The 12255-nt window shown below is 69.1% G+C and carries 11 protein-coding genes; 2 read left to right on the top strand and 9 right to left on the bottom strand.

The annotated features are described in order from the left end of the window. Window positions 1–81 precede the first annotated feature (81 nt). The 9 genes from SALPAC4_RS0103045 to pepN form a co-directional block, all read right to left on the bottom strand. Window positions 82–1110: a phosphatase PAP2 family protein gene (locus SALPAC4_RS0103045; RefSeq protein WP_397537989.1), complete on the bottom strand. Its 1029-nt coding sequence runs from the start codon at window positions 1108–1110 to the stop codon at window positions 82–84. Between the two features lie 396 nt (window positions 1111–1506). Beyond that, window positions 1507–3921 carry a ComEC/Rec2 family competence protein gene (locus SALPAC4_RS0103055; protein WP_027644854.1) on the bottom strand — a complete coding sequence of 805 codons (2415 nt, stop codon included), beginning with the start codon at window positions 3919–3921 and terminating at the stop codon, window positions 1507–1509. After that, a complete protein-coding gene (locus SALPAC4_RS0103060; protein ID WP_019869125.1) occupies window positions 3918–4766 on the bottom strand; it encodes a ComEA family DNA-binding protein in 849 nt (282 codons plus the stop codon). Before SALPAC4_RS0103060 ends, SALPAC4_RS0103055 begins: the two co-directional genes overlap by 4 nt. Window positions 4767–4918: 152 nt before the next feature. Further along, a complete protein-coding gene (locus tag SALPAC4_RS0103065) occupies window positions 4919–5779 on the bottom strand; it encodes a DegV family protein (RefSeq protein WP_019869126.1) in 861 nt (286 codons plus the stop codon). 163 nt (window positions 5780–5942) lie between these two features. Next, window positions 5943–6518 (bottom strand): hypothetical protein, encoded by a 576-nt coding sequence (locus SALPAC4_RS0103070; RefSeq protein WP_020113444.1) that lies wholly within the window; start codon window positions 6516–6518, stop codon window positions 5943–5945. A 363-nt stretch (window positions 6519–6881) separates the two neighbouring features. Continuing rightward, entirely contained in the window at window positions 6882–7514 is a 633-nt protein-coding gene (locus tag SALPAC4_RS0103075; protein WP_019869128.1) for a histidine phosphatase family protein, read from the bottom strand. Then, window positions 7511–7909 (bottom strand): ribosome silencing factor, encoded by a 399-nt coding sequence (rsfS, locus tag SALPAC4_RS0103080; RefSeq protein WP_018733493.1) that lies wholly within the window; start codon window positions 7907–7909, stop codon window positions 7511–7513. Before rsfS ends, SALPAC4_RS0103075 begins: the two co-directional genes overlap by 4 nt. Before the next feature lie 109 nt (window positions 7910–8018). Next, window positions 8019–8615 carry a nicotinate-nucleotide adenylyltransferase gene (gene nadD, locus SALPAC4_RS0103085; RefSeq protein ID WP_018739116.1) on the bottom strand — a complete coding sequence of 199 codons (597 nt, stop codon included), beginning with the start codon at window positions 8613–8615 and terminating at the stop codon, window positions 8019–8021. A 146-nt stretch (window positions 8616–8761) separates the two neighbouring features. Continuing rightward, window positions 8762–11275 (bottom strand): aminopeptidase N, encoded by a 2514-nt coding sequence (gene pepN, locus SALPAC4_RS0103090; RefSeq protein ID WP_019869129.1) that lies wholly within the window; start codon window positions 11273–11275, stop codon window positions 8762–8764. 66 nt (window positions 11276–11341) lie between these two features. On the opposite strand from pepN, the gene SALPAC4_RS0103095 reads away from it, so the two are divergent. Then, entirely contained in the window at window positions 11342–11560 is a 219-nt protein-coding gene (locus tag SALPAC4_RS0103095; RefSeq protein ID WP_019869130.1) for a DUF397 domain-containing protein, read from the top strand. 214 nt (window positions 11561–11774) lie between these two features. Beyond that, the gene (locus SALPAC4_RS0103100; RefSeq protein ID WP_019869131.1) at window positions 11775–12245 is read left to right on the top strand and encodes a DUF4383 domain-containing protein; all 471 of its coding nucleotides are present in this window, start codon (window positions 11775–11777) and stop codon (window positions 12243–12245) included. Window positions 12246–12255: the final 10 nt, after the last annotated feature.

A 12255-nucleotide genomic window follows, 5' to 3' on the forward strand; every position in this document is an offset into this window, starting at 1 on the left:
CGGCTACGGAAGATCGACGACCTCGTCGCAGCAGTCTGGCCGTCCTCCACTTCGAAACGACCGGACCACCGGAAACGGACGTCACACGCGATCACATTCCTCTACTTGGAGAGGTTCACTATCGATTGGAGGGCGTTTACGATTCCTCCACCAGCGCTCAGCGATGCTGACGAGCGCAAAAGTCCCGAGGACATAGGCCCATCCGACGAAAACATCGATCACATAGTGCTCACCCGAGTACACAAGAGTGAACGTCATCGCTAACGGGTAGAGCAGCAGAATGAGCGAATACCGCTTCCGAATCCGCGTTACAAAGAACAGGACCACAAAAAGCGCGAAGGCGGTGTGCAACGACGGAATTGCCGCCACCGGGTTCGCAGCGTTCTGTCCCAGCCGGATAATACTGAAGGCACCGTGCATGCCGAACTCGGCACCACCACGCAGGCTTAACCTCTCCACCGGTTCGAGGTAGCCGTTGACCGCCGCCCACCACGGCGGGGCCGCCGGATACAGGAAGTAAGTGATTAAGCCGGCGAGGCTGAGGACGAAGAAGCGGCGCATGAAGGCCGCCCACCGGGGCCGCGCGGTGAGCCACAGCCACGCCGCGACCCCGAGAGCTACCACAAAATGGGAGAAGTAGATGTAGGTAACTAGGACCTCCCACCACTGGATGCGGGTAGGATCGTACAGATTTTCCTGCAGCCAGATGGTGGGAATCTTGCCATCTGTCAGCCAACCAAACATCGCCAGGTCTGCGTTGATCAGCTCGGTGACGTGTGGCGCGCGGATTTCATCAGCGAAACCGCGTGAAAGGTTGTAGACCGTCAGCAGTGCGACTACCGGTAGCCAGTCCCGAGCAAAGAGCAGATGCGAGCGCAGCGGCTGATCGATCCGCCACGCCACCGCAAGGGCCCACAGCCAGATAAAAGCGTATCCAGGGTCGGTCGGAAGACCGAAGGCCAAGAAAAATACCACGAAAAGCGCAGCCCAGACCCCGACCGCTTGACTACGGCTGACGGGGAAGCGCCGACTGAGGCCCTTATCGGTTTCAGGGCGCTGCGGGGTATCCACTACTCCTCGGGGAGGGGTGTGAGGCGAACGGCTGGTCATGGTGAGTAAGCCTAACCTCATGCCTTCATGAAGGGTCGTTGTGGTGGCGGGTCGAAAACGTGAAGGCGCGCCCTGGACTGCTGGAAGGATGGGACATGCTGAGGGTCTCAACCATTCGCCACGGAGGGTAATTTCTAGATGCAGGCTACCGGGTCGGTGGGTAGCGGTGGGTACCAGGCTTGGTGCAGACCCCGCGCAGTTCGGCACGCTGGGTGGCGTTGAACGTGTCCGAGCTGTCGATCTTGGTAGCGCGCGGGGGCGATCAGTCGGTCGCGGATGGCGGCGTCACGCTGGGACGGGGCCCGCCGATTCGGCGGCGGGCACATTATTCGCTGTCCGTGTTGGACGCCAGCTCCGGCGTGGTCCTGGCTCAGGTCGCGGTCATGGCGACGGCTACTAGCGTCTGATCGGGTCCTCGGCACCGCGGGTGACGACGGCCAGCCCGGACGGTCGGGTCACCACCGCAACGTCCCCATCGAGGTCGGTGCGGAGGATCCGGGCTCCGCCGCGGGCAAGACGGCCCAGTACCGATGCATCCGGATGCCCATAGGTGTTCTCCCGGCCGACCGGGACCACCGCCACCAACGGACGGACCGCGTCAAGAAAAGCAGGGTCCTGATACGCCGAACCGTGATGGGCGACCTTCAACACGTGCGCGCGGAGGCCGCCGTCCGGCACCCGGTCAAGCAGAGCCTGCTGCTCCTCGATCTCGGCATCTCCGGTCAACAGGATCCGCACCCCGTTGACGGTGGCCACCAGGACCAGCGAATTGTTGTTCGGATCGGAACGGGTACCCCGCAGCGGCACCGAGGGACCGATCACCGTCAACTCCACCGCACCGGCTCGGTAGCCCCAACCGGCCGGCGCAGAAAACATCTCGACGGAGCCCGCCGCCGCCGCAACCTGGACCAGGTCCCGACCGAACGCCGGCTCTGACCACGACGGGGCAAGCACCGCCGCGACCCGCCGCCCCCGGAAGACACCGGCCACCCCACCCACATGATCGTGATGGAAGTGGCTGATCACCAGCAGCGGCACCTCCCAGATACCGATCCGACGTAGGCAACGATCCACCAACCCCGGCTCCGCCCCGGCATCCACCACCACACCCCGCCCCGGACCAGCCGACAGGACCAGCGCATCACCCTGACCAACCGCACACGCCACAACCACCCAACCCGCCGGCGGCCAACCAGCAGCCAGGAGGCGCACCGGCAACGCACCGAGCACGGCCGCAACCGCGGTCACCGCCACCAGCCGCCGCACCACCCGGCGACGGACCGCCACCAGCAACGCCAGAGTCAACCCCGCCAACAGCAACGCACCCCCGGCCCCCGCCGGCCAGGGCAACGCCCCCGCCGGCGCCCGCGCCCCGTAGTGCGCCACAGTGACCAGCCACCACGCCGGCCAACTGGCCAGCCAGGCCAGAAACTCCGCACCCGCCGACCACAGCGGCGACAGCCCCGCCGCCACAACACCAAGCACCGTGGCCGGCGCGATCGCCGGCGCCACCAACAGATTCGCCGGCACCGCGACCAAACTGACCGTGCCCGAAATCCCCGCGACGACCGGCGCGCAGGCCACCTGCGCAGCCGCCGGCACCGCCAGCGCCTCAGCAACCCCCACCGGCACCCGACGACGACGCAACGCATCCCGCCACCGCGGCGCCAACAACAACAACCCACCCGTAGCGAGCACAGAGAGCGCGAAACCGAAATCCCCCGCCAGCTCAGGATCGACAAGCACCAGCACAGTGACCGCCGCGGCCAAAGCCGGCAACGCCGCCCGCGGCCGGCCCACGGCGAGCGCGGCCAACCCAATCGCGCCCATCGCAGCCGCCCGCACCACACTCGGCGACGGACGGACCAAGATCACAAAACCTATTAATGCAACCGCACAGAGCCCCGCGGCGAGCCAGGGACCAGCCCGACCCCAACGAGCAAGTAGCAACACCGCACCAACGACGATCGCTACGTTGGACCCAGATACCGCTGTCAAGTGGGTCATCCCGGTGTCGAGAAAATTCTCCCGTACTGAATCGGGCAGCCGGCTCGTGTCGCCCACCACCAGGCCGGGCAGCAGGCCACCCCGCTCGTCCGGTAGCGGCTCGCAGGCTTCCTGGAGGCCGGCGCGGAGCATGCCGGCGGCACGCTGCAAGCCCGGCGGCGGCCCGTGTGGGAGCGGGGCCTGGGTTGACCACAGGACCGCAGCGGTCAGATCGCCGCCCCGCGGAGCAGCAAGCCGACCTTCGGCGGTCAGCCGCTGCCCCGGCAACAGCGCTCGCCAGGCCGGGTCGGTGGCGAGGACCAGCATCCGGACCTGCGCCTCGACCCGGTGCCCGGCAAGGCCACTGATACGGACCGACTCCGCTGCCACCAACAGCGTGGCGGGTCGCCCGGAACCAGACCGGACCAGCCGGGGGTCGTCCCGGACGACCAGGTCGACGGTTACGGTGGCCCGCTCCTCAACGAGGGCACGCAGCGGGCTAGCGTCCCGCACCGCGACCCGGGCGGCGGTGACGCTCGCTCCGCACACCACCCCGAGCAGGACGGCGACGGCCGCCCAGCCGTGCCGGCGGACAGATGCAGGTGGCCGGCCGAGAAGTCCAGACAGGTAGACCCCACCCCCGATGGCCGCCACAGCGGCGATCGCGGCGACGAGCAGCGACGCCCTGGCGGGCAGGTACAGGCCGGCCAACGCGGCCAGCCACGCGGCGACGGCCAAGCCAGCCAGCCGCAGATCCGGCGGGTCGGATGCGCTCGGTGCCCCCCGAACGGGCCCGGGGCGCTGCCCGTCGCGATGCTTTCTCACACCGTCACCAGGTCCTTGAGCTGCTCGTACCGGGTGTCGCCGATGCCGCCAACCTGGCGCAGGTCGCTCACCGACCGGAAGCCGCCATGCTCCGCACGGTGGTCGAGGATGCGCTGCGCGAGCACCGGTCCGACTCCGGGCAGCGTGTCGAGCTGCGCCAGGGTGGCGGTGTTGAGGTTGACCTTGCCGCCGCCGGGCACCACTCCTGTCTCCCCACCGGCGGGGGCCACCCCCGGTGGCGCGGTGACACCGATCAGGATGAGTTCCCCATCGGCTATCTTCCGAGCCGGATTGAACAGGGCGACATCAACGCCGGGCAGCGCCCCGCCGGCCGCCTGTACCGCGTCGGCGACCCGGGCACCGGCCGGCACCCGGACAAGCCCGGGCCGGCGGACCTTGCCGGCGACCGCCACCACCAGCTCACCGTCCGCCTCTGTCGGGTCAACGGAGGCGGACGGAGCGACCGGTGTCACCGCTGCGACCGACTCGACCGGCTCAACCTGAGGCCGGGACTGCCACGCCCAGAAGCCCGCCCCGAGCACCACCAGCACGGCGACGAGAGCCAATGCCCGCACCCCTCGCCGCCCCGGATCGAAAGCGCCCGGCCCCGACAAGACTCGGCTCGATGGCTCTCCGTCCAGTTGGGCGGAGGAGACCGGCACCACCTCCGACCCGTCAGGTGGGGTGCGTCGCGGACCCTCCGGCGCCTCCGGGGGCGCCATCACCGCCCGTCGCGTCACCACCGCTGGGGCCGCCGCCATCGGCTGACCGGCGCCGGACAGCTCGCCTGCCGGCAACACTCGATGCAGGCGGTCCCGGACCACCCTCTCCTCGTCGTATGGCACGGCGCGACGCTAGGCCGACGGGCGGAATGAGTACCCGCCGCACAAGGCTCCGCTGTGGATAAGAGCGGGTTTGTGGACAGCCCCCTGATCATGGTCGCGATGTGCTACCGATCGCGGCTGCGACAGCCCCGCCAGAGCGGGAAGTAGCTGGGTCAGCCGTCGGCAGGCGGACGGCGGTGCACGACCACGCACGCCAGGCCGGGCCCCGCATGCGCGGCAACCACCGCACCGGCCTCAGAGACGTACGTGCTCCGCAAGCGGTCACCGAGCCGCGCCGCCAACGCCACCTGGAGTGCCTCGGCGCGCTGCGGCGCGGCGAGGTGATGCAGAGCCAGGTCAACGTCGGCGTCCCCGGCGGCCCCGACAGCGAGGTCCACCAGGCGGGCGACGCCCCGGCTGGCGGTACGCACCCGGTCCCGGAGGACAATCAGGCCATCCGGCATATGCATGATCGGCTTTACCGAGAGAGCAGTGCCGAGCAAGGCCGAGGCGGCGTTGATCCGGCCGCCCCGACGGAGGAACTCCAGCGTGTCGACGTAGAAGTAGATGGTGGTCCGCGCCACGGCCTGCTGGGCGGCGGCGTGAGCCGCGGTCAGGTCGGCCCCGGCTGCCGCGGCCTCGGCAGCGACCACCGCGGGGAATCCGATGCCCATGCCGCAGGAGCGGCTGTCCAACACCGCCACTCGGTCGCCGAACTCCGCGGCGGCCAGGCGCGCGGACTCGACCGTGCCGGAGAGCCCTGCGGACAGGTGCACCGAGACGATGCCGTCGGCACCGCCATCGAGAAGCCGGTGGTACGTGCGCACAAACTGCGCGGGGGCCGGCCGGGAGGTACTGACTGACACCCGCCGCCCACTCAGGGCCTGGGTAGCGTCGGCGGGAAAGGTGTCCACCCCCTCGCGCCCTTCCGTGCCGTTGAGCACGACGGTCAAGGGCACCACCGTTAGCTGGTGCGTGGCCAGCAGCCCAGGGGGAAGGTAGGCGGTGGAGTCGGTGACAACCGCGATGGGCATGCCGGAACGCTAACCGATGCCGACCGGCGCCGCAGAGGCAGAATCAGGTCAGAAACCGCCGGAGACGGCTGTTGGCCGGCACCCTGGTTCGGGTGCCGGCCAACAGCTTCTTTCCCCCTTGGCTGGGTTAGGTCTGTGGGCGGGGGTGGTTGCGGGTGGTGGGTCAGCTGGTCCAGTGCTCGGCGACGAGGTCGGCGGCCTGGGTCTCCCACTGGGCGTAGTGGAACGGGAACGCCGACACCTGCACCTTCTGCGCGGCTTCGGTCAACGGCAGTTCCTGCCAGCCCTCGACCTGCTTGAGGCCCTTGAGGAAGGCGGTGGTGGAGTACTCGGGGTCGGTGATCTGCTCCACGCTGCCCCAACCAGAGGACGGGCGCTGCTGGAACAGGCCCTGCGAGTCGTGGTCGTTGCGCTCACCCAGGTGTCCCAGGTTCTCCAGCTTCGACTCCTGCAGGCTGGTGGCGATCGCCACCACGGCGGCGCGCTCGTCCATGCCGGCCTTCTTGGTGGCCTCGATGATGGCCTTCACGTTGCCGGTCTGCTCATCGCCCAGATCGATGCGCGACTGCGTGCCCTGCGGGATCAGCGTGCCGCTGTCCGGCTTGTCGGCCTGCACGGCAGCGGCAGCAGCGGCGGGGGTGGTGTCGGTGAGGGTGTCCAGGGGGCCGGCGACGACACCGGTGGACAGGGCCAGACCAGCGAAACCAAGCACACTACGACGCAGAATCGTGTTCATCATGGGGGTTGCTCCATTCGGGGATCGACACCCACATACGCACGCCCGAAAGGGGGTCAGGCGGCAACAGGGTGCAAGCACCGTCCGGCGCTCAAAGAACAGGGAGAAGAAGGTCGGCGGCCGCGGGGCTCACAGGCACACGCACGGCGCCGGGTCCAGATGTAACGACCGGCCGGCCACCGGCATTCCCGGCGACCCGCACCCGGTGCCATCCGCCACCGGCGGGGCACCTCCACGGCCGTACGCAGGGTGTAACGCCCCCACGCCCGCCGGGATTCCACCACCACCGCGCCCCGAAGTGACCTCAAAAACTCCCAAATCCGACGATCAGCCGCTTAACGGATAAACACCCTGAAGCCGGAGCTGCTATCGGTGGCTACCAATGGAGTCGACGTCGTAACGGGGCCCGATGTTGTGTGCTCGCAGGCGCCAACCCCGCAGTTCGTCGTGCCACAATTCGGTCCAGTGGCAGTTGCGTAGCGAGTCGATCGTACGCAGCACGGCGGGCTCCCAGCCGAGTAGCTGACCGATGCCCTGTCGGGCGGCACCAGCATGGGTGGCGACCACCACCGTCCCACCGGCGACGGTATCGGCAGCCTCCTGGAACGCGACCCCCAGCCGCTTACCGACGTCATCCAAGGTTTCGATGCCGGCACCAGGGTCTGGGTCACCGGCCCGCCAACGGGCATACTCGTCCGGGTACTGTTCGGCCGCCTCGGTGAGCCGCAGCCCCTGCCAGGGCCCGAAGTGCCGTTCCCGCAGCCGTACGTCGGTGTGGACCGGCAGCCCGGTGAGGGCGGCCAGAGCGGCGGCCGTGTCCGCCGCGCGCCGAAGGTCGCTTGCGAAGATCGCGTCGGGGTGGAACCCGGTGAGCAGCTGGGCGGCAGCCCCGGCCTGCTCCCGACCGAGGTCGTTCAGACCGATATCAGTCTGCCCCTGCACCCGGCCGCTGGCGTTCCAGTCGGTGTTGCCATGTCGCCAGACAATCAGCCGAGTCATTCGGCGGTGCCGGGCTCAGCGGCGGCGAGGTCACGGTCGACGAAGGGAATCTGCGGGCAGTCCTTCCAGAGCCGGTCCAGCGCGTAGAACTCGCGCTCCTCGGTGTGCTGGACATGCACGACGATGTCCACGTAGTCGAGCAGCACCCAACGACCGCCCCGCTCCCCCTCACGCCGGACCGGCTTGGCCTTCTCCGGCAGCTGGAGCAGGCGCTCCTCGATCGCGTCAACGATGGCGAGCACCTGACGCTCGTTGGGGGCGGCGGCGAGCAGGAACGCGTCGGTGATGGCGAGCTGATCACCCACATCAATGATGACGATGTCCTGCGCCCTCTTGTCGGCGGCGGCCTGGGCGGCGGCGGTCGCCAGCTCGTGTGCGCGTTCGGAAACTGTCACCGTTCTCCTTCGATCATGCGTGCGACCCCCCAAGCGTCTCACATGAGAGGGCGACACGGCCGGTCGGTTACGGCGCGTCCGGGCAGGAACGGCCACAGGCCGGGACAGATCACTGCTGGTAGAGCCGCCGTTTTGCGATGTACTGCACCACACCGTCAGGCACCAAGTACCACAGCGGCGCGCTCCGGGAGACCCGGGCGCGGCAGTCGGTGGAGGAGATCGCCATCGCGGGCACCTGCACCAGGCTCACCGTGTCGGCGGGCAGGTGCGCGTCGGACAACCTGAAGCCGGGCCGAGTCACCCCGATGAAATGGGCCAACTCGAAGGCCTCGTCCAGGTCCTTCCAGGAAAGGATCTTCGCTAAGGCGTCGGCGCCGGTGATGAAGAAGAGCTGCACCTTGGCGCCGTACACGGCCCGCAGGTCACGCAGAGTGTCGATGGTGTAGGTGGGACCACCGCGGTCGATGTCGGCCCGACTGACCTGGAAGCGAGGGTTGGAGGCGGTGGCGATGACCGTCATCAGGTATCGGTCCTCGGCGGGACTGACCGGCTCGTCCTCCTTCTGCCACGGCCGCCCGGTGGGGACGAAGATCACCTCGTCCAGCCCGAACCGGTCAGCCACCTCACTCGCCGCGACCAGATGCCCGTGATGGATCGGGTCGAACGTGCCGCCCATGATCCCCACCCGCCGGATGTCTTCCTCCACCCCGCGATTTTAGGCCGACCGCGGCCAGCGTCGTCCTCGCCCCAGCTTCCCCGCCCCCCTGGTGCCAAAGCGGATCCGCCCAGCGATGAGATTTGCGCCCAGTCGGAAGACGTCTGCGCCCACGCCGGCAGCCGGGCCCGCGCTCCTCAGGCGTCCACCGCCGCGACGGCGGTCCGGGCGATCAGCGCCCGGCGCATGTCGTCGTCCGCGTCGATCAACGTCCGACGAAGGCCCCAGGTCAGATCCTCCCGGGTAAGCAACGCCGCGACGCCTTCCCGAGTGCTCTGCGCGACCGCATAGCGCGGGAACGCCCGCTCCGCGATCCGCTCCGCCACCCACGGCGTACGCAACCGCGAGGCGATCGGCATGTCGGCAAGGTACCGCCCGACGTACGGGGCGGTCAGCGTCGCCTGCTCCGGCTGCCAGAAGCCCTTCGCGGTCGCCTCAACCAGGCGGTTGGAGCACTCCGTGTCCGCCACGATGATCTCCCAGGCAGCCTCTTTGGCAGCCGGGTCGGGCAGGGCCGCGCGACAGCGGGCGGCCCGCTCGGCCCCGGTGGCGCTCGGGTCGGCTGCCGCCTCGGCGGCGATCTCCGCCACACCGGCCCCACCCAGCGCGACCAGCCGCCCCAGCACCGCCCACCGCAGCTCCGTATCGATCGCGAGCCCCGGCGGCCTGCCCTGGCCGGCCAGCCAACCGGTCAGTCGGTCCACGTTGTCGGTCGCGGCGACCCACCCTCGGGCCGCGGCGAGCTGAAGCGAACCACCGGGCGGCGCGGTGTCGAGCAGCTGCCCGGTGGCGACGGCGACCTGGGCCAGGGCCGCCTCTCGGGCGCGGGGGGTGAGGTAGCGGTCGATCAGCGATCGGCTGATCGCGACCACATCCTCGACGATCACCACCTCGTTCTCGGCCGGCAATGCGGCGGTGATCAGCTGCACCAGCTCCAGCACCGGCCGCTCCCCATCGGTGACGGCGTCCAGCTCAGCTCCCCAGAGCAGCGCCCGCGCGAGCGAGTCGGTCAGGCGGGGCAGCAACAGCGGTACCGCGTCCGCCGAGGCCGGATCCAGTCGGATCTTGGCATAGGTCAGGTCGCCGGCGTTCGGCAACAGCAGCTGGGCGGCCACCTGCCCGGCCAGCTCCGTGAGCACCGTGCGACCACCGTCAACGGAAGGTTCAAGGTCCACCAGGCGGTGCTGCACGGTGCCGTCGGCGGCGTACCGGGCGACACCGACCCGGTGCGGGCGCAGCACCGGGTGGGATTCCGGCGCGCTCTGCACCAGGGCCACCTCGGTGTATCGACCATCGGCATCGAGCGCTACCTCCGCCCGCAACGTGTTGACCTGCGCGGTACGCAGCCAGCACCGGGCCCATCCGGTCAGGTCGCGCCCGCTGGCCTTGGTCAGGCTGGCCAGCAGGTCCGCCAGGGTGGCGTTGCCGAACCGGTGCTCGGCGAAGTACGCGTTCAGCCCGGCCAGGAAGTCGTCGTCGCCGAGCCAGGCCACGAGTTGGCGCAGCACCGCGGCGCCCTTCGCGTACGAGATGCCATCGAAGTTGAGCAAGGCCTGGGCGGCGTCGGTCACCTCCGCCGGGGCGACCGGGTGGGTCGACGGACGCTGGTCGGCCGCGTACCCCCAGATCTTGCGCCGCATCGCGAAGCTCGTCCAGCCACGATCGAAGCGGGTGGCCTCCGCGGTCACCCGGGTGGCCAGGTACTCGGCGAACGACTCGTTCAACCACAGGTCGTCCCACCACCGCATGGTGACCAGGTCCCCGAACCACATGTGCGCCATCTCGTGCGCGATGGTGCTGGCCCGCCACTCGCGCTCGCTCTCGGTGACCGCGGACCGGAAGACGTAGTCGTCCCGGATGGTCACCAGCCCCGGATTCTCCATGGCCCCGGCATTGAACTCCGGTACGAACGCCTGGTCGTACTTACCGAACGGGTACCGCTGCGCAAAGAGCTGGTGATACCGGTCCAGACACTGCTTCGTGACCGTGAGGATCTCGTCGATCTCCGCGTCCAGGTGCGTCGCGAGCGACCGACGACACCAGACGCCGAGCGGGATGCCGTCATGCTCGTCCCGGTGGACGTACCAGGGCCCGGCGATCAACGAGACCAGGTACGTGGCCAGCGGTTCGGTCGGGGCGAACTCCCACCGCCCTGGACGTGGCGAGGCAGCCAGTACGCCGTTCGCAGCGACGGTCCAGTGCTCGGGGGCGGTCACCGTGAGGGTGACCGGGGCCTTGAGGTCGGGTTGGTCGAAGGCGGCGAAGATGCGCTGGGCATGGTCGAGGAAGGACATCGCGTACAGGTAGGTCTCCCCGTCGGCCGGGTCGACAAAGCGGTGCATCCCCTCAGCGGTGTTGGTGTACGCCATCTCCGCCTCGACCGTCAGCGTGTTCCGCTCGGCGAGGCCGGTCAGTGGCAGCCGGTTGTCGACCAGCAGGGCGGGGTCGAGGTCGGTGTCGTTGATCCGGACCGAGCGCAACGTCTGCGGCTGGCACTCGACGAATGTCCGGGTACCGGGGGTCGCCCGAAAGCGGATGGTGACCCGCGAACAAAACCCTTCGTCGCCGGTCACGTCGAGGTCCACCTGATAGGACTCGACGGAAATCACAGCGGCGCGCGCGGTCGCCTCTACGCGGGTAAGGCTCGGCATCCGCTTATCCTGCCCGATGGAACAATACAAATTTGCCCCCAACCCACGGCACTGGAGGATTGCACCATGACGACGCACCCCAAAGGCGACTTCGATGTCTCGCGGGCCGTCTGGCAGCGAGCCGAGGGCGACACCTCCGAGGCCGCCGTCGAGGTCGCGTTCGTCGACGACCTGATCGGCATGCGGAACTCCGCCGAGCCGAACGGGCCGGTACTCGTGTTCACCCAGGCCGAGTGGGACGCCTTCGTCGCCGGCGCCCAAGACGGCGAGTTCGACCTGGACTGAGTCGGCTGGACCGCCTCGGCCTGGATCGACGGTCCGGGTCGAGGCGCTGCGTCCACCCCCCCCTTCGCCCGCACACCCGGGTCCGGCCGGCTACCGGTGTGATCCACCGTTTGGCTGCGGAGTCCGCTGGTGGGACCGGACAATGATGGACTGTCGGGTCGGGGGCGAGCCCGCGCCACGGCGCCATGGGCCGCGGATCGACGGAGGTGCAGGCATGGCAGAGCACGCACGAGCGCGGTCGCGGACCGGGCTCCAGGTCGCGGCCCTCGCCGTGGCGGGAATCCTCCTCCTACTGGGAGTACTCGGGTTCGTGCCCGGGATCACCACCGACTATGCCGAGTTACGGTTCGCCGGGCCAGACTCCGAAGCACAGCTGTTTGGCCTGTTCCAGGTCTCTTTCCTGCACAACATCCTGCTCCTGGGCTCCGGCCTGGCCGGCCTGGTGCTGGCCCGCCGGGTAGGCGGGGCGCGGGTCTTCCTCACCGTGGGTGGTGCGCTCACCCTCGCCCTGTGGATCTATGGACTCGTGATTGACCGGTCTAGCTCAGCCAACGTGATCCCGGTGAACGACGCCGACAACTGGCTTCACCTCGGGCTCGGCTTCGCGATGCTCGTGCTCGGCCTGCTCCTGTCCAACCAGAAAGGCACCGGGGGACGACTCGACACTCCCCTGGACCGGCCCTGACCCCTCCGCT

The organism is Salinispora oceanensis (assembly GCF_000383575.1).
Taxonomy (GTDB): Bacteria; Actinomycetota; Actinomycetes; order Mycobacteriales; family Micromonosporaceae; genus Micromonospora; species Micromonospora oceanensis.